Consider the following 16,022-nt stretch of genomic DNA (forward strand, 5'->3'; position numbering starts at 1 on the left):
TGGCCTCCCGACGACTCCGCCGGCCCGGCACGGCTGCCGGACCTGACGGGGCGTCAAGATAGAACAGGTTCCAGGAGAAGGGAATGCCGCGTCCTCAGCGGTCGAAGTCCAGCTCCACCTTCTCCGTCGCCGGGTGCGACTGGCAGGCGAGGACGTAGCCGGCCTCAGTCTCCTCCGGCTCCAGCGCGAAGTTGCGGTCCATGCGGACCTCGCCGGAGACGAGGAAGGCCCGGCAGGTCCCGCAGACCCCGCCCTTGCAGGCGTAGGGCGCGTCGGAGCGGTTGCGCAGCACCGTGTCGAGCAGCGACTCGCCGTCCCGCACCGGCCAGGTGCCGCCGCGGCCGTCGAGCCGCGCGGTCACCGTGCTGTGCGCGGGCGCGGCGATCCGGGGCTTCGGGGCGTCGCCGTTGTCCACGTGGAAGATCTCCTCGTGGATCCGGGTGCGGCGCACGCCGAGGCCGCGCAGCGCCTGCTCGGCGCCCTGCACCAGGCCGTACGGCCCGCACAGGAACCAGCCCGCGACCTCCTCCACCGGCAGCAGCGCGGGCAGCAGCCCGGTCAGCCGCTCCTGGTCGAGCCGGCCCGTGGGCAGTCCGGCCTGCTGCTCCTCCCGGGAGAGGACCGTGACCAGCTGGAACCGCTCGGGGTAGCGGTCCTTCAGGTCGGCGACCTCCTCCAGGAACATCGTCGAGGCGGCCGTGCGGTCGCCGCGTATCAGGCAGAACCGGGCTCGGGGCTCGCGCGCCAGCAGCGTGGAGACGATCGACAGCACGGGGGTGATCCCGCTGCCGCCGACGACGGCCGCGTACAGTCCGGGCGCCGGGTCGAGGGTGAAGCGGCCAGCCGGGGTCATCACCTCCAGCTCGTCGCCGATGTTCACCTCCTTGAGGGCGTACGCCGAGAACGCGCCGCCGTCCACCAGGCGCACGCCGACCCGCAGGGTGCGGGGGCCGTCGTCGCCGGGGGCGGGTGCGGGGGCGCAGATCGAGTACGTCCGCCGGATCTCGGCCCCGTCGGTCAGCCGCCGCAGCGCCAGATGCTGGCCGGGGGCGAACCGGTAGACCTCGCTCAGCTCCGGGGGCACGGCGAAGGTGAGGGCCACGGAGTCGTCGGTGAGCCGGTCGACCGCGGACACCGGGAGTGTGTGGAAGCGGGCCATCACAACTCCTTGAAGTGGTCGAAGGGTTCACGGCAGTCGAGGCAGCGGCGCAGCGCCTTGCAGGCCGTGGCGGAGAATCGGCTGAGCAGTTCGGTGTCGGCGGAGCCGCAGTGTGGGCAGGTCACGGGCTCCAGCTCGGCGTCCGGCCCGCTCGTCGTGGGGGCCGCGGTGCGGGTCGCGCCGAGCGTCAGGGTCACCGGTCCACAGTCGTGGCGCGCCCGCGGGGGCGCGATGCCGAACTCCCGCAGCTTGCGGCGCCCTTCGGCCGATATGTCGTCCGTGGACCAGGCCGGCGCGAGCACCGTGCGGACCGTGACCTCGCGCATCCCGTGCGCGTGCAGCACCCGCTCGATGTCCGCGGACATGGTCTCCAGTGCCGGGCATCCGGTGTACGTCGGGGTCAGCTCGACCTCGACCGCGTCCGCTCCGCGCAGGTGCACGGCGCGCAGTACGCCCAGCTCCTCCAGGGTGATCACCGGGAGCTCGGGGTCGGGCACCGAACCGGCGAGCGCGAGGAGTTCGGCCTCCAGCGGGGTGACGGTCACCATGACGCCCCCGGATGGCTGCGGTGCAGGTGCTGCATCTCGGCGAGCATCCGGCCGAACGACTCGGTGTGCAGGCCCTCGCGGCCCGCGCCGGCCGCCCACGCTCCGGTGCGCGGGCCCTCGGGGACGGTCAGGGTGGCCTCGCGCAGCACGTCCTCGACCGCGGCGAGCCAGGCCGCCTCCAGGGCCTCGCGGTCGACGTCCAGGCCCTCCACCGGGCGGAACATCTCGCCGGTGAACCGCCACAGCGCCTGGCAGGCCCGCTGCATGCGCTCATGGCTGAGGTCCGTGCCGTCGCCCAGGCGCAGGGTCCACTGCCGGGCGTGGTCGCGGTGGTAGGCGACCTCCTTGACGGCCTTCGCGGCGAGCGGGGCGAAGGGGCCGTCGCCCGCGGCCAGTTCCGCGTACAGCAGGTGCTGGTAGGTGGAGAAGTACAGCTGGCGGGCGATGATGTGGGCGAAGTCGTCGCCCGGCTGCTCCACCAGCTGGAGGTTGGTGAAGGCGCGCTCCTCGCGGAGGTAGGCCAGTTCGTCCTCGTCGCCCGCCATCGACAGCAGCACGCGCGCCTGGCCGAGCAGGTCGAGCGCGATGTTGGCGAGGGCGACCTCCTCCTCCAGGACGGGGGCGTGGCCGATGGACTCGCCCAGGCGGTGGGAGATCACCAGGGCGTCGTCACCGAGGGCGAGAGCGGCCGTGACGGGCACGGTCGTCGCGCCGACGGTGGCGGTCGGGGCCGTCTCGCTGGTGACAGCCGCCTCGGTGGTGGCAGTCGTCTCGGAAGCGGTCACAGGTGCTTCACCCCCTCCGGGATCTCGTAGAACGTCGGGTGCCGGTACGGCTTGTCGGCGGACGGCTCGAAGAACGGGTCCTTCTCGTCCGGCGAGGACGCGGTGATCGCGGACGAGGGCACGACCCAGATGGACACGCCCTCGCCGCGCCGGGTGTACAGATCGCGGGCGTTGCGCAGGGCGAACTCCGCGTCCGGCGCGTGCAGGCTGCCGGCGTGGGTGTGGGACAGGCCTCGGCGCGAGCGCACGAAGACCTCCCACAGGGGCCAGTCGGTGGTGCTCATGCGTGCGTCTCCTCGCGCTCACCGATGTGCTGGGTGCTGTGCTTGGCCGCGTAGGCCGCGGCCGCCTCCCGTACCCACGCGCCTTCGTCGTGGGCCTGCCTGCGCTGGGTCAGGCGCTGCTCGTTGCACGGGCCGTTGCCCTTGAGGACGTCCCAGAACTCCGTCCAGTCGATCGCGCCGAAGTCGTGGTGCCCCCGCTCCTCGTTCCACTTCAGGTCCGGGTCGGGCAGCGTCAGGCCCAGGGACTCCGCCTGGGGGACGCAGATGTCGACGAAACGCTGACGCAGCTCGTCGTTCGAATGGCGCTTGATCTTCCACTCCATCGACTGCGCGGAGTGCTGCGACTCGTCGTCGGGCGGGCCGAACATCATCAGCGAGGGCCACCACCAGCGGTCGACCGCGTCCTGTGCCATCGCGTGCTGCTCCGGGGTGCCGTTGCTCAGCGCCAGCAGCAGTTCGTAGCCCTGGCGCTGGTGGAACGACTCCTCCTTGCAGATCCGGACCATCGCGCGTGCGTAGGGCCCGTAGGAGCAGCGGCACAGCGGCACCTGGTTGGTGATCGCCGCGCCGTCCACCAGCCAGCCGATCGCGCCGACGTCGGCCCAGGTCAGGGTCGGGTAGTTGAAGATCGAGGAGTACTTCTGGCGGCCGCTGTGCAGCTTGTCGAGCAGCTCGTCGCGGCTGGTGCCGAGCGTCTCGGCCGCGCTGTACAGGTACAGACCGTGGCCCGCCTCGTCCTGCACCTTGGCCATCAGGATCGCCTTGCGGCGCAGCGAGGGCGCGCGGGTGATCCAGTTGGCCTCCGGCTGCATGCCGATGACTTCGGAGTGCGCGTGCTGCGCGATCTGGCGCACCAGGGTCGCGCGGTAGGCGTCCGGCATCCAGTCGCGCGGCTCGATGCGCTCCTCCGCGGCCACGGCCGCGTCGAAGACGCGCTGGTACGCCTCGGCGGCCTGGTCGCCGCCGGAGCCTTGGTGCTCCGGTGTGCGGGCCGTCTGGTGCGCGGCTGCTGTCGCCATGAGGTCCCCCTCGACCACGGGCTCTGCCCTGAGCTTCTCCCGACCGATCGTTCGGTCCGTGCGATTCCATGGTGGAACGGGCGCCGTAAGGTGTCAACCGTTGTGGATAACCGGCCCTTGGCCGCAGGTCCGTCGCGGGTCCCCGCCGGGGGCTGCGCGGGGCGGGTGGGCTGGGTACCGTTCCGCATGCGAGTGCCGGGGGGCGGCCTGCGCGGGTCTGTCGAGCCCGTCGGCCGCGGGACTCGCCGCATCGACCGGGCCGACGGGCTGGCCGTGTCGCAGGTCGTCGCAGGTCATCACACGCGGTCGCAGGTATCGGAACAGCGGGGAATCGGGGAATCGGGGCGTGATGGACGCGCACGGCGCAGGGGACGCGGACGACGGGCGCGCGCACGCCCGTGACGAACCGCCGGGGGATCGGCCCGCGCCGGAGGTCCGGCCCGCGACGGAATCCGGGGTCGAGCCCCAGTCCGGGTCGCGGCCCGGGTCTGTACCCGGGCCCCGTCCCGAGTCCGTACCCGGGCCCCGTCCCGAGTCCGTACCCGGGCCCCGTCCCGAGCCCGTGTCGCACCTTGAGCCCGAGCTACATCCCGGTCCCGAGCCCGTGTCCCACCCTGAGCCCGAGCTTCATCCCGGTCCCGAGCCCGGTTCCGGTCTCGGTTCCGGTCCCGGTCTCGGTTCCGTGCCCGAGCCCGCGGCGGTGTCGCCTGTCTGTCCCGCGTCTCGCGAAGGGGGCCGTACCGGGATCGCCGCGCTCTCCCCGCGCTACCAGGTCGGTGTCGCGCTGGCGCTCGCCGGAGTCGCGGTGGGGGTCTGTGTGCACCTGGGCATGGTGTTCCTGCACATCGCGCCGTCGAACACAGTCTCGAAAAAGCATGCCGAGACGATCGGCGCATGGGTGTACCCGGAGTTCGAGCAGAACTGGAAGCTCTTCGCGCCCAACCCGCTCCAGCAGAACATCTCCGTACAGGTACGGGCCCAGATCAGCACGGCGGACGGCGGCAGACGGGTCACCGACTGGCGGGACCTGTCCGCGCAGGACGGCCGCGCGATAGACGGCAACCTCTTGCCCAGCCACACGCAGCAGAACGAGCTGCGCCGGGCCTGGGACTTCTTCCAGGCCACGCATGACGCCGACAACCGCCCGGCGGGGGTGCGCGGGATGCTCGCCGAGTCGTATCTGCGGCGGATCGCGGTACTGCGCCTGGAGCGGGCCGGCGCGACCGGCCGGGGCGAGGCCGTCGAGCTCGTCCAGGTGCGCTCCAGCACGACGAACGTGCCGCCGCCGAAGTGGAGCGAGGAAGAGGTGTCGCAGAAGCCGACCCACCGGGTGCTGCCCTGGTGGACGGTGTCGCGGGACGAGGCCGAGGGGATAGAGGGATGAACCGGTTCTCCCTGGCCGTCTCCGGCGCCATCGCCCGGGTCACCGAGACGGCTCTCGGCCCGTACCAGGCGGCCGTGATCCGCACCGGCTTCGCCCTGACCTGGCTGCTGTTCCTGCTGCGTGAGTTCCCGCACCGCCATGAGCTGTACGGTCCCGACGGCCCGTGGAGCTGGGAGCTCGGGCAGCAGCTGGTCGACCTCAACCACGCGTTCACCGTGCTGATGTGGACGGACAGCCGGCTCTGGTTCGAGTCCGTCTACCTGCTCGCCCTGCTGTCCGCCGGGCTGCTGCTGGTGGGCTGGCGGACCCGGGCGATGTCGGTGCTGTTCATGGTCGGCGTGCTGTCGCTGCAGAACCGCAGCGTCCTCATGGGCGACGGCGGCGACAACGTGCTGCACCTGATGAGCATCTATCTGGTGTTCACCCGCTGCGGTCAGGTCTGGTCACTGGACGCGCGACGGGCGCGGCGCGGCGCGGCGGCACGCGCGCGTGGCGCGGACGTCGTGGACCGGGCGGGGCCGGTGCTGTGGGGCCTGGCCGGTCTGGTGCTGGTCGCCGCGACCCTGGCCGGGAAGCTCGGCGACGACTGGATGCTGGAGGCGACCGAGTCCGGCCGCGGCGGTGCGGCCACGCACGTGTGGACCTTCCTGGTCTCCGCGGTCAACGGCCCCGGTATGGTCCCGGCCCTGCTGTGGTCGGCGTGGGCGGCCCAGGGGCTGTGGTGGTCCGCCGTCCGCAGGGCCCGCACCGAGCAGCCGCGCATCCTGCTGGACGTCGTGGCGAACGTCCTGCACAACGCCGCCCTGCTGGTGATCATGGCCGAGGCGTGTCTGGTCTACGCCACCGCCGGCTGGTACAAGATCCAGGGTTCGCGCTGGCAGGACGGCACGGCGGTCTACTACCCGCTGCACCTCGACTACTTCTCCCCCTGGCCCGCGTTGGGCGACGCGCTGTCCGCGAGCGGCACCCTGCTGATGCTGGTGACGTACGGGACGGTGCTGGTCCAGGTCGCCTTCCCGTTCACCCTGCTCAACCGGCGCGTGAAGAACGTCCTGCTCGCGGCCATGATCACCGAGCACGCGGTGATCGCCGTGGTTCTCGGGCTGCCGTTCTTCTCGCTGGCCATGATCGCCGCGGACGCGGTGTTCCTGCCCACGTCGTTCCTGCGCCGGCTGGGCGCGCTCGCGGCACGCGCGCGTGGCCGGGTGTTCCGCGAGGAGGCGGGCCCGGTGCTGCCCGAGCAGCTCGTGCGGGAGGTGCCCGAGCAGCCGCGGCCCGCGCGCGTCACCCGCACGTAGGCTTCAGCGCATGAACGACCCCGTCGGCGCCTGGCGCCGCCTCGCCGAGGGAGACGCCCGCGTCCTGCTCGATGGCTTCCACGCCCTCAAGCACGCCCTGCGCGTCGGCGCCGAGGTCCCGGTCGCGGTGACCGTCGACCGGGCCGCCACGCTGGCCCTGGCCGACGAGCTGGCGCCCGATGTGCGCCCGGCGCTGGAGGGGCTGCTGGCCGAGGTGCCGCAGACGGTGTACGCCTCGCTGGTGCCGCGCCCACACCCCACGGCGGTGGCCGCCCTGGCGGTACGGCCGTCCCGCGCGGGCCATCTGGAACGGCTCACGCGCTCCCCGCGCACAGCTCCGGTGGTGCTGCTCGACCATCCGCGCAACCTCGGCAACGCGGGGGCGGTGATCCGCCTGGCGGCCGGGTTCGGCGCGACCGGGGTGGTCACCACCGGCACCCTGGATCCCTGGCACCCCACGGTCGTGCGCGGCGGGGCGGGCCTGCACTTCGCGACCGCCGTGGAGCGCCTGGACGTGGCCGAACTGCCGCCCGGTCCGCTGTTCGCGCTCGACCCGGAGGGCGAGGACATCCGGGGCGCGAAGCTCCCGGACGACGCCGTCCTCGCCTTCGGGTCGGAGCGCAGCGGTCTGTCGGCGCAGGTACGCGCGCGTGCGGACCACCTGGTGGCCCTGCCGATGCGCCCCCAGGTATCCAGCTACAACCTCGCCACCAGCGTGGCCATGACCCTGTACCACTGGAGCCTGGGCGGCGCCCCGGACACGCGCTAGGAGGCTCAGGCCTCCCGGCGGACCTCGACCACCCGGAAGCGGTTGGCGACGAACGCCCCGTCGCACAGGGCCGCGTTGGCCGCCGGGTTGCCGCCCGAGCCGTGGAAGTCGGAGAAGGCGGCGGTCTGGTTGACGTACACCCCGCCGGTGAGGTTGAGGGAGAGCTGCGCGGCCTCCTCCAGGCAGACCTCCTGCACGGCCTGCTCGACCTCGCTGTCGACGGTGTAGGCGCCGACGGTCATGGCGCCCTTGTCGCGGATCGTGCGCCGCAGCAGCTCCATCGCGTCGGCGGCGGAGTCGACGGCGACGGCGAAGGACACCGGACCGAAGCACTCGTTCATGTAGGCCGCCTCGTCGTCCGGCTTGGCGCCGTCCAGCTTCACGATCACCGGGGTGCGCACGACCGCGTCCGGGAACTCCGGGTTGGCGACCTCGCGCGAGGCCAGCGCGACCTCGCCGAGGCCGGCGGCCGCCTCCAGGCGGGCCTTGACGTCCGGGTTGACGATGGCGCCCAGCAGCGCGTTCGCGCGAGCGTCGTCGCCGAGCAGACGGTCGACCGCGCGGGCGAGGTCGGCGGCGACCTCGTCGTAGGTCTTGGGGCCCTCGTCGGTGCGGATGCCGTCGCGCGGGATCAGCAGGTTCTGCGGGGTGGTGCACATCTGGCCGCTGTAGAGCGAGAGCGAGAAGGCCAGGTTGGAGAGCATCCCCTTGTAGTCGTCGGTGGAGTCCACGACGACCGTGTTGACGCCGGCCTTCTCGGTGTAGACCTGCGCCTGGCGGGCGTTGGCCTCCAGCCAGTCGCCGAAGGCGGTGGAGCCGGTGTAGTCGATGATCCGGATCTCGGGGCGGGTGGCGAGCGTCTTGGCGATGCCCTCGCCGGGGCGCTCGGCGGCCAGCGCCACCAGGTTGGCGTCGAAGCCCGCCTCGGCGAGCACCTCGCGCGCGACCTGCACGGTCAGCGCGAGCGGCAGCACCGCGCGCGGGTGGGGCTTGACCAGGACCGCGTTGCCCGTGGCGAGGGAGGCGAACAGGCCCGGGTAGCCGTTCCAGGTCGGGAAGGTGTTGCAGCCGATGACCAGGCCGATGCCGCGCGCGACGGGCGTGAACTGCTTGGTGAGGGCGAGCGGGTCGCGCTTGCCCTGCGGCTTGGTCCACTCCGCGGTGTCGGGGGTGCGCACCTGCTCCACGTACGCGTACGCCACCGCCTCCAGGCCGCGGTCCTGGGCGTGCGGGCCGCCGGCCTGGAACGACATCATGAAGGCCTGGCCGGAGGTGTGCATCACCGCGTGCGCGAACTCGTGCGTGCGGTCGCTGATCCGCTTGAGGATCTCCAGACAGACCGCCGCCCGCAGCTCCGCGCCCGCCTCGCGCCAGGCGCGCTGACCGGCCCGCATGGCCGGCAGCAGCACGTCGAGGTCCGCGTGCGGGTAGCCGACGCCGAGCTCGATGCCGTACGGGGAGGTCTCGCCGCCCACCCAGTCGTCGGTGCCGGGCTGGCCGAGGTCGAGGCGCGTGCCCAGGAGGGCGTCGAAGGCGGCCTTGCCCGCGGTCGCGTCCAGGCTGCCGTTCTCCCCGTAGGCCTTGGGGTGCTCGGGATGCGGGGACCAGTACGCGCGCGTGCGGATCGCTTCCAGCGCCTGGTCGAGGGTGGGCCGGTGCTGGGCGATCAGCTGGTGCGCGGTGAGTTCGGTGGCCATGCGGGACCAACTCCTCGTGTGGAGAACTCTTCCTTGAGCTCGTGACCTGTCCCGAAACATGGGCGGGGACAGGCGGTCAGAGTTAGAGTAACCGAACGATCGGTCGGTTCAAGGGGGTCCGCCGCATCTGTGGAAAACCCCGTGCGGGAGGATCGCGCACATGACAGCACTCGACCTCAGCAGCCCCGTGGCAGTCGTCGGCACCGGCACCATGGGCCAGGGCATCGCCCAGGTCGCCTTGGTCGCGGGCCACCCCGTACGCCTGTACGACGCTGCTCCCGGGCGCGCCCGGGAGGCGGCCGACGCGATCGGCGCCCGCCTGGACCGGCTCGTCGAGAAGGACCGGCTCACCGCCGCCGACCGCGACGCCGCGCGCGCCCGCCTGGAGCCCGTGGAGGACATCGCCGGGCTCGCCGACTGCGCGCTGGTCGTCGAGGCGATCCTGGAGCGGCTCGACGTCAAGCAGGAGTTGTTCCGCGCGCTGGAGGACGTCGTTGCGGACGACTGTCTGCTGGCCACGAACACCTCGTCCCTGTCGGTCACCGCCATCGGCGGCGCCCTCGCCAACCCCGGCCGGTTCGTGGGCCTGCACTTCTTCAACCCGGCCCCGCTGCTGCCGCTGGTCGAGGTCGTCTCCGGGTTCGCCACCGACGTCACCTCGGCCACGTGCGCGTACGAGACCGCCCGCGCCTGGGGCAAGACCCCGGTCGCCTGCGCCGACACCCCCGGCTTCATCGTCAACCGCATCGCGCGGCCCTTCTACGCCGAGGCCTTCGCGGTCCACGAGGCCCAGGGCGCCGAACCGGCCACCATCGACGCCGTGCTGCGCGAGTCGGGCGGCTTCCGGATGGGCGCGTTCGAGCTGACCGACCTGATCGGGCAGGACGTCAACGAGTCGGTGACGCACTCGGTGTGGCAGGCCTTCTTCCAGGACGTGCGCTTCACTCCGTCCCTCGCCCAGCGGCGCCTGGTCGAGTCCGGCCGGCTGGGCCGCAAGAGCGGACGCGGCTGGTACGACTACTCCGGCGAGAACGGGGCAGCCGAGCGCGACGAGCCGCACACGGCGGAGCCGGCCACGCCGCCCGCCTACGTCGTCGCCGAGGGCGACCTGGGCCCGGCCTCCGAGGTGCTCACGCTGATCCGGGAGGCGGGCATCCAGGTCCGCGAGGAGGAAGAGGACCACGGCACCCGCCTGGTGCTGCCCGGCGGCGGCCAGCTGGCCCTCGCCGACGGCCAGACCTCGGTGGAGTTCCGGGACGTCGTCTACTTCGACCTCGCCCTGGACTACCGCCGGGCCACCCGCGTCGCCCTGTCCGCCTCCCAGGACACCTCCCCGCAGACCCTCGCCGAGGCCGTCGGCCTGTTCCAGGCGCTCGGCAAGAAGGTCAGCGTCATCGGGGACGTCCCCGGCATGATCGTCGCCCGTACGGTCGCGCGGATCATCGACCTCGCGCACGACGCCGTCGCCAAGGGCGTGGCCACCGAGGAGGACATCGACACCGCGATGCCCCTCGGCGTCAACTACCCGATCGGCCCCTTCGAATGGAGCCGCAGGCTCGGCCGGAACTGGGCGTACGCCCTGCTGGACGACCTGCACCTGCGCGACCCCAGCGGCCGCTACGCGCCGTCCCTCGCGCTGTACCGCCACGCGTACGCCTCCGACAAGCGCGAGGGGAGCACCTCATGACCACCGCCAGACGTGACACCTACACCCCCGAGACGCTGCTGTCGGTGGCCGTCCAGGTGTTCAACGAGCGCGGCTACGACGGCACGTCCATGGAGCACCTGTCCAAGGCGGCCGGCATCTCCAAGTCGTCGATCTACCACCATGTCGCCGGCAAGGAGGAGCTGCTGCGCCGTGCGGTGAGCCGGGCGCTCGACGGCCTCTTCGGCATCCTCGAGGAGGAGCACGCGCGCGTGGGGGCCGCCGCCGAGCGGCTGGAGTACGTCGTACGGCGCATGGTCGAGGTGCTGATGGCCGAACTGCCGTACGTGACGCTGCTGCTGCGGGTGCGGGGCAACACCGGCACCGAGCGGTGGGCGCTGGAGCGGCGCCGCGACTTCGACCACCGGGTCGCCGACCTGCTGAAGGCGGCCGCCGCGGACGGGGAGGTGCGCGGCGACGTGGAGGTGCGGCTCGCCACCCGGCTGGTCTTCGGCATGATCAACTCGATCGTCGAGTGGTACCGCCCGGACGGGCGCGGCGCGAGCGAGCGCGAAGTGGCCGACGCGGTGGTGCGGTTGGCCTTCGGCGGACTGCGGCACGCGAGCTGAGCCCGCGCGCGGGGGCGGGCCGTGCGGCCCGGGTCCGGCCCGTTCCCTGCCCCTGAGTACGCGCGCGTGCCCGGATGAGTACGCCGCCCCATGACCGGGCCCGCGTGCGGTGATGGGGTGGGCGCATGCCGCAGAACGACGTGCGAACCGGCTCCCTCACCCGGGGCGCCGCCCACCCGACCTGGTGGAGGGCGCCTCTCGTGGCCTCCCTGATCTCCCTGCCGTTCCTGGTGCTGGAGTACCACTGGTTCCGGTCGCAGGACGGCCTCGGCGCCCTCGGGGGGCTGTTCTACTGGTCGTCGGGCCTGCTCGCCCTCGGCTGGGTGCTGCCGCACCGCCGCTCCCTGCGCACGGTGCGGATGCTGGTCTCCGGCGCCGGGCTCGGCTGCGTGATGACGCCGGTGCTGTTCGCGCTGGCGCTGGGCGCGGCCCTGGCCTCGGGCTGAGGCCGCGGCCGCCCCGCGCGGCTCAGTTCTGCGGCTCCAGGTCCTCCTCCTCGAAGACCAGCAGCGTGCGGCTGCTGAGCACCTCGGGGATCGCCTGGAGCCGGGTGAGTACCAGCTCGCGCAGGGCCCGGTTGTCGGGGGTGTGCACGAGCAGCAGTACGTCGAAGTCGCCGCCCACCAGGGCGATGTGGGCCGCGCCGGGCAACTGCCTGAGCTGTTCGCGCACCGTGCGCCAGGAGTTCTGGACGATCTTCAGGGTGATGTACGCCGAGGTGCCGTGGCCCGCGCGCTCGTGGTTGACGCGGGCGCCGAACCCGCGGATGACCCCGTCCTCGACGAGCCGGTTGATGCGGGCGTAGGCGTTGGCCCGGGAGACGTGGACCCGTTCGGCCACGGAGCGGACGGAGGCGCGCCCGTCGGCCTGGAGCATCCGCAGGATGTCCTGATCGACGGCGTCCAGCGGACGCGCCGACGGCAGCACCGTCCCGGCGTCCGGTCCGTCGGCCATTTGTTCAGGTGCCATGTCCCCCCGCCTCCCTACCATGGACGTACTGCATCCATCACAGGCTGTGGAGAACCGTTTGTCCACAGCCTGATGCCGCCTGTAGCCAAAATGTGCCGACGACCGAACAATCGGTAGGTGAGGCGCATCACAGGAGCTGCGCCTCCTAGTCGCTCCCACGAGGAGGTGCCGTCATGACGGTCATGGAGCAGCGGGGCGGGTATCGGCCGTCGCCGCCGCCCGCCTGGCAGCCCAGCACGGACCCCGCGCCGCTGCTGCCGGACCCGGAGCCCTACCGCGTCCTCGGCACCGGGGCGGCCGCCAAGGCCGACCCGCAGCTGCTGCGCCGGCTCTACGCGGAACTGGTGCGCGGCCGCCGCTACAACGCGCAGGCCACAGCCCTCACCAAGCAGGGCCGCCTCGCGGTGTACCCGTCCAGCACCGGCCAGGAGGCCTGCGAGGTCGCCGCCGCGCTGGCCCTGGAGGAGCGCGACTGGCTCTTTCCCAGCTACCGCGACACCCTCGCCGCCGTCGCGCGCGGTGTCGACCCGGTCGAGGCGCTCACCCTGCTGCGCGGCGACTGGCACACCGGCTACGACCCGCACGAGCACCGCGTGGCCCCCCTGTGCACCCCGCTGGCCACCCAGCTCCCGCACGCCGTCGGCCTCGCGCACGCCGCCCGCATCAAGGGCGACGACGTCGTGGCGCTCGCCATGGTCGGCGACGGCGGCACCAGCGAGGGCGACTTCCACGAGGCGCTGAACTTCGCCGCCGTCTGGCAGGCCCCGGTCGTCTTCCTCGTGCAGAACAACGGCTTCGCCATCTCCGTCCCGCTCGCCAAGCAGACCGCGGCGCCCACTCTGGCCCACAAGGCCGTCGGGTACGGCATGCCGGGCCGCCTGGTCGACGGCAACGACGCGCCCGCGGTGCACGAGGTGCTGACCGACGCCGTGCGGCGCGCGCGCGAGGGCGGCGGGCCGACCCTGGTGGAGGCGGTGACCTACCGGATCGACGCCCACACCAACGCCGACGACGCCACCCGCTACCGCGGCGACGCCGAGGTCGAGGCCTGGCGCGACCACGACCCGATCCTGCTGCTGGAGCGCGAGCTGACCGACCGCGGACTGCTCGACGAGCAGGCGATCCGGGCGGCCCGCGAGGACGCCGAGACCATGGCCGCCGCACTGCGCGAGCACATGAACCAGGACCCCGTGCTCGATCCCATGGACCTCTTCTCCCACGTCTACGCCGAACCCACGCCCCAGCTGCGCGAACAGCAGGCCCACCTGCGCGCCGAGTTCGACGCCGAGGCCGACACCCAGGAAGGGACCGCGCGATGACCACCGTCGCCGTGAAGCCCGCCACCATGGCGCAGGCCCTCACGCGCGCGATGCGCGACGCCATGGCCGCCGACGAGTCCGTGCACGTCATGGGCGAGGACGTCGGCACCCTCGGCGGTGTCTTCCGCGTCACCGACGGCCTGGCCAAGGAGTTCGGCGAGGATCGCTGCACCGACACCCCGCTGGCCGAGGCCGGCATCCTCGGCACCGCCGTGGGCATGGCCATGTACGGCCTGCGGCCGGTCGTGGAGATGCAGTTCGACGCCTTCGCCTACCCGGCCTTCGAGCAGCTCATCAGCCATGTCGCCCGCATGCGCAACCGCACCCGCGGCCGGATGCCGCTCCCGATCACCATCCGCGTCCCCTACGGCGGCGGCATCGGCGGCGTCGAGCACCACAGCGACTCCTCCGAGGCGTACTACATGGCGACTCCGGGGCTCCATGTCGTCACGCCCGCCACCGTGCCCGACGCCTACGGGCTGCTGCGCGCCGCCATCGCCTCCGACGACCCGGTCGTCTTCCTGGAGCCCAAGCGGCTGTACTGGTCGAAGGACTCCTGGAACCCGGAGGACCCGCGGACCGTTGAACCGATAGGCCGCGCGGTGGTGCGGCGCACCGGTCGGAGCGCCACACTCATCACGTACGGTCCGTCCGTTCCGGTCTGCCTCGAAGCCGCCGAGGCCGCCCGGGCCGAGGGGTGGGACCTCGAAGTCGTCGACCTGCGCTCACTGGTGCCGTTCGACGACGAGACGGTCTGCGCCTCGGTGCGTCGGACCGGGCGAGCGGTCGTCGTCCACGAGTCGGGCGGGTTCGGCGGACCGGGCGGGGAGATCGCGGCCCGGGTCACGGAGCGCTGCTTCCACCATCTGGAGGCACCGGTGCTGCGCGTGGCCGGGTTCGACATCCCCTATCCGCCGCCGATGCTGGAGAAGCACCACCTGCCCGGCGTCGACCGGATCCTGGACGCCGTGGCGCGTCTGCAATGGGAGGCCGAGAGCTGATGGCACAGGTGCTGGAGTTCAAGCTCCCCGACCTCGGGGAGGGGCTCACCGAGGCGGAGATCGTCCGCTGGCTGGTGGAGGTCGGCGACGTCGTCGCCATCGACCAGCCGGTCGTCGAGGTCGAGACGGCCAAGGCGATGGTCGAGGTGCCCTGTCCCTACGGCGGTGTGGTCACCGCCAGATTCGGCGAGGAGGGCACCGAACTGCCCGTCGGGGCACCGCTGCTGACGGTCGCCGTGGGCGCGGCGGCCGCGGCGGCCACGGCGGCCGCGGCGGCCTCCGAGGGGTCGGCCGGGGCGCCGGGCGGACAGCTGGGCGGGGCCCCCTCCACCGGTTCCGGGACGGACTCCGGCTCCACCGGCGGGCCGTCGGCGGGATCGGGCAACGGCTCGGGTGAAGGCTCGGGCAACGTCCTCGTGGGCTACGGCACGAGCGCGCCCCCGGAGCGCCGCCGCCGAGTGCGCCGCCCGGCGATTCCCCCGGCCTCCGCCGCGAACACGGCCGGCACGCCCTCCGCCACGCTCGCGGCCGCCGCTCCCGTCGCCGAGACCACGAGCGGTGAGGGCCCCATTCCGGTGATCTCGCCGCTGGTGCGCCGCCTCGCCCGTGAGAACGGCCTGGATCTGCGGGACCTGACGGGCTCCGGCCCGGAGGGCCTGATCCTTCGGGCGGATGTGGAGTACGCGCTGCGGGCGGCGGCCGTCCAGGGCCGCACCGCCCAGCCGGCGGCCGAGCCGCACCCGCGCGTGGCCGCGGCCGCGGCGGCACCCGCCACCGCACCGGTCCGCTCCTCCGCCGCGCACGGCGGGGTCCGCGTCCCGCTCAAGGGCGTGCGCGGTGCCGTCGCCGACAAGCTGTCGCGCAGCCGGCGCGAGATCCCGGACGCCACCTGCTGGGTGGACGCCGACGCGACCGAGCTGATGCGGGCGCGCGCCGCGATGAACGCGGTCGGCGGGACGAAGATCTCGCTGCTCGCCCTGCTGGCCCGGATCTGCACGGCCGCGCTCGCCCGGTTCCCCGAGCTGAACTCCACGGTCGACCTGGAGGCCCGCGAGATCGTCCGGCTGGAGCAGGTCCACCTCGGCTTCGCCGCGCAGACCGAGCGTGGCCTGGTCGTGCCCGTCGTCCGCGACGCGCACGCGCGCGACGCCGAGGGCCTGACCACGGAGTTCGCGCGGCTCACCGAGGCGGCCCGTACCGGGGCGCTCACGCCCACGGAACTGACCGGCGGCACCTTCACGCTGAACAACTACGGGGTGTTCGGGGTCGACGGCTCGACACCGATCATCAACCACCCCGAGGCCGCGATGCTCGGTGTCGGCCGCATCGTGCCCAAGCCATGGGTGCACGAAGGCGACCTGGCGGTCCGCCAGGTCGTACAGCTGTCGCTGACGTTCGACCACCGCGTGTGCGACGGCGGCACGGCGGGCGGCTTCCTGCGCTATGTGGCGGACTGCGTGGAACAGCCGGCGGTGCTGCTGCGCACCCTCTGAGGGTCACCGCGGGGGCCGCGAAC

Annotated in this window: 16 protein-coding genes; 9 read left to right on the forward strand and 7 right to left on the reverse strand. The window is 72.9% G+C overall.

What is annotated here, in order from left to right; translation table 11 throughout:
- Window positions 1-94: 94 nt before the first annotated feature.
- The 5 genes from ABZZ79_RS14715 to paaA form a co-directional block, all read right to left on the reverse strand.
- Window positions 95-1,159, reverse strand: a complete 1,065-nt coding sequence (locus ABZZ79_RS14715; RefSeq protein WP_356689293.1) for a 2Fe-2S iron-sulfur cluster-binding protein — start codon at window positions 1,157-1,159, stop codon at window positions 95-97.
- A complete protein-coding gene (gene paaD / locus ABZZ79_RS14720; protein ID WP_356689294.1) occupies window positions 1,159-1,707 on the reverse strand; it encodes a 1,2-phenylacetyl-CoA epoxidase subunit PaaD in 549 nt (182 codons plus the stop codon). The genes ABZZ79_RS14715 and paaD overlap by 1 nt, the downstream gene beginning before the upstream one ends.
- Complete coding sequence (gene paaC / locus ABZZ79_RS14725) at window positions 1,701-2,408, reverse strand: 1,2-phenylacetyl-CoA epoxidase subunit PaaC (protein ID WP_356689398.1); 708 nt, start codon at window positions 2,406-2,408, stop codon at window positions 1,701-1,703. The genes paaD and paaC overlap by 7 nt, the downstream gene beginning before the upstream one ends.
- An 80-nt stretch (window positions 2,409-2,488) precedes the next feature.
- Window positions 2,489-2,776, reverse strand: a complete 288-nt coding sequence (paaB, locus tag ABZZ79_RS14730) for a 1,2-phenylacetyl-CoA epoxidase subunit PaaB (RefSeq protein WP_356689295.1) — start codon at window positions 2,774-2,776, stop codon at window positions 2,489-2,491.
- Window positions 2,773-3,795 (reverse strand): 1,2-phenylacetyl-CoA epoxidase subunit PaaA, encoded by a 1,023-nt coding sequence (gene paaA / locus ABZZ79_RS14735; RefSeq protein WP_356689296.1) that lies wholly within the window; start codon window positions 3,793-3,795, stop codon window positions 2,773-2,775. The genes paaB and paaA overlap by 4 nt, the downstream gene beginning before the upstream one ends.
- 682 nt (window positions 3,796-4,477) lie before the next feature.
- On the opposite strand from paaA, the gene ABZZ79_RS14740 reads away from it, so the two are divergent.
- Genes ABZZ79_RS14740 through ABZZ79_RS14750 form a run of 3 tightly spaced genes read left to right on the forward strand, consistent with a single transcriptional unit; the run spans window position 4,478 to window position 7,246 of the window.
- Window positions 4,478-5,179 carry a DUF5819 family protein gene (locus ABZZ79_RS14740; RefSeq protein WP_356689297.1) on the forward strand — a complete coding sequence of 234 codons (702 nt, stop codon included), beginning with the start codon at window positions 4,478-4,480 and terminating at the stop codon, window positions 5,177-5,179.
- A complete protein-coding gene (locus ABZZ79_RS14745; protein ID WP_356689298.1) occupies window positions 5,176-6,477 on the forward strand; it encodes an HTTM domain-containing protein in 1,302 nt (433 codons plus the stop codon). The genes ABZZ79_RS14740 and ABZZ79_RS14745 overlap by 4 nt, the downstream gene beginning before the upstream one ends.
- A gap of 10 nt (window positions 6,478-6,487) precedes the next feature.
- The gene (locus ABZZ79_RS14750; protein ID WP_356689299.1) at window positions 6,488-7,246 is read left to right on the forward strand and encodes an RNA methyltransferase; all 759 of its coding nucleotides are present in this window, start codon (window positions 6,488-6,490) and stop codon (window positions 7,244-7,246) included.
- 5 nt (window positions 7,247-7,251) lie between these two features.
- On the opposite strand, the gene paaN is transcribed toward ABZZ79_RS14750, so the two are convergent.
- Window positions 7,252-8,943, reverse strand: coding sequence for a phenylacetic acid degradation protein PaaN (paaN, locus tag ABZZ79_RS14755; RefSeq protein WP_356689300.1), 1,692 nt, complete (start codon window positions 8,941-8,943; stop codon window positions 7,252-7,254).
- Window positions 8,944-9,103: 160 nt separating this feature from the next.
- Here paaN and ABZZ79_RS14760 point away from each other — a divergent pair, with 160 nt between their 5' ends.
- From ABZZ79_RS14760 to ABZZ79_RS14770, 3 genes are all read left to right on the forward strand, one after another.
- Entirely contained in the window at window positions 9,104-10,630 is a 1,527-nt protein-coding gene (locus ABZZ79_RS14760) for a 3-hydroxyacyl-CoA dehydrogenase (protein ID WP_356689301.1), read from the forward strand.
- Window positions 10,627-11,217 carry a TetR/AcrR family transcriptional regulator gene (locus tag ABZZ79_RS14765; RefSeq protein ID WP_356689302.1) on the forward strand — a complete coding sequence of 197 codons (591 nt, stop codon included), beginning with the start codon at window positions 10,627-10,629 and terminating at the stop codon, window positions 11,215-11,217. The genes ABZZ79_RS14760 and ABZZ79_RS14765 overlap by 4 nt, the downstream gene beginning before the upstream one ends.
- Window positions 11,218-11,342: 125 nt before the next feature.
- Entirely contained in the window at window positions 11,343-11,663 is a 321-nt protein-coding gene (locus ABZZ79_RS14770) for a hypothetical protein (RefSeq protein WP_356689303.1), read from the forward strand.
- Between the two features lie 22 nt (window positions 11,664-11,685).
- Here the strand turns inward: ABZZ79_RS14770 and ABZZ79_RS14775 are convergent, their stop codons facing one another.
- Window positions 11,686-12,186, reverse strand: a complete 501-nt coding sequence (locus tag ABZZ79_RS14775) for an Lrp/AsnC family transcriptional regulator (RefSeq protein ID WP_356689304.1) — start codon at window positions 12,184-12,186, stop codon at window positions 11,686-11,688.
- A gap of 173 nt (window positions 12,187-12,359) precedes the next feature.
- Between ABZZ79_RS14775 and pdhA the strand changes: the two genes are divergently transcribed.
- From pdhA to ABZZ79_RS14790, 3 genes are read left to right on the forward strand one after another with little or no spacing between them, the layout of a single operon-like run.
- Window positions 12,360-13,505, forward strand: a complete 1,146-nt coding sequence (gene pdhA, locus ABZZ79_RS14780; protein ID WP_356689305.1) for a pyruvate dehydrogenase (acetyl-transferring) E1 component subunit alpha — start codon at window positions 12,360-12,362, stop codon at window positions 13,503-13,505.
- Entirely contained in the window at window positions 13,502-14,506 is a 1,005-nt protein-coding gene (locus tag ABZZ79_RS14785; RefSeq protein ID WP_356689306.1) for an alpha-ketoacid dehydrogenase subunit beta, read from the forward strand. The genes pdhA and ABZZ79_RS14785 overlap by 4 nt, the downstream gene beginning before the upstream one ends.
- Window positions 14,506-15,999, forward strand: a complete 1,494-nt coding sequence (locus tag ABZZ79_RS14790; RefSeq protein ID WP_356689307.1) for a dihydrolipoamide acetyltransferase family protein — start codon at window positions 14,506-14,508, stop codon at window positions 15,997-15,999. The genes ABZZ79_RS14785 and ABZZ79_RS14790 overlap by 1 nt, the downstream gene beginning before the upstream one ends.
- Window positions 16,000-16,022: the final 23 nt, after the last annotated feature.

It is taken from the genome of Streptomyces sp. NPDC006458 (assembly GCF_040612135.1).
Lineage (GTDB): Bacteria > Actinomycetota > Actinomycetes > Streptomycetales > Streptomycetaceae > Streptomyces.

Bases quoted from the DNA above. Each gene is read 5' to 3' on its own strand.
- ABZZ79_RS14715 (WP_356689293.1), bottom strand. From the start codon at position 1,159: ATGGCCCGCTTCCACACACTCCCGGTGTCCGCGGTCGACCGGCTCACC.
- paaD (WP_356689294.1), bottom strand. From the start codon at position 1,707: ATGGTGACCGTCACCCCGCTGGAGGCCGAACTCCTCGCGCTCGCCGGT.
- paaB (WP_356689295.1), bottom strand. From the start codon at position 2,776: ATGAGCACCACCGACTGGCCCCTGTGGGAGGTCTTCGTGCGCTCGCGC.
- paaA (WP_356689296.1), bottom strand. From the start codon at position 3,795: ATGGCGACAGCAGCCGCGCACCAGACGGCCCGCACACCGGAGCACCAA.
- ABZZ79_RS14745 (WP_356689298.1), top strand. From the start codon at position 5,176: ATGAACCGGTTCTCCCTGGCCGTCTCCGGCGCCATCGCCCGGGTCACC.
- ABZZ79_RS14750 (WP_356689299.1), top strand. From the start codon at position 6,488: ATGAACGACCCCGTCGGCGCCTGGCGCCGCCTCGCCGAGGGAGACGCC.
- paaN (WP_356689300.1), bottom strand. From the start codon at position 8,943: ATGGCCACCGAACTCACCGCGCACCAGCTGATCGCCCAGCACCGGCCC.
- ABZZ79_RS14760 (WP_356689301.1), top strand. From the start codon at position 9,104: ATGACAGCACTCGACCTCAGCAGCCCCGTGGCAGTCGTCGGCACCGGC.
- ABZZ79_RS14765 (WP_356689302.1), top strand. From the start codon at position 10,627: ATGACCACCGCCAGACGTGACACCTACACCCCCGAGACGCTGCTGTCG.
- ABZZ79_RS14770 (WP_356689303.1), top strand. From the start codon at position 11,343: ATGCCGCAGAACGACGTGCGAACCGGCTCCCTCACCCGGGGCGCCGCC.
- ABZZ79_RS14775 (WP_356689304.1), bottom strand. From the start codon at position 12,186: ATGGCACCTGAACAAATGGCCGACGGACCGGACGCCGGGACGGTGCTG.
- pdhA (WP_356689305.1), top strand. From the start codon at position 12,360: ATGACGGTCATGGAGCAGCGGGGCGGGTATCGGCCGTCGCCGCCGCCC.
- ABZZ79_RS14785 (WP_356689306.1), top strand. From the start codon at position 13,502: ATGACCACCGTCGCCGTGAAGCCCGCCACCATGGCGCAGGCCCTCACG.
- ABZZ79_RS14790 (WP_356689307.1), top strand. From the start codon at position 14,506: ATGGCACAGGTGCTGGAGTTCAAGCTCCCCGACCTCGGGGAGGGGCTC.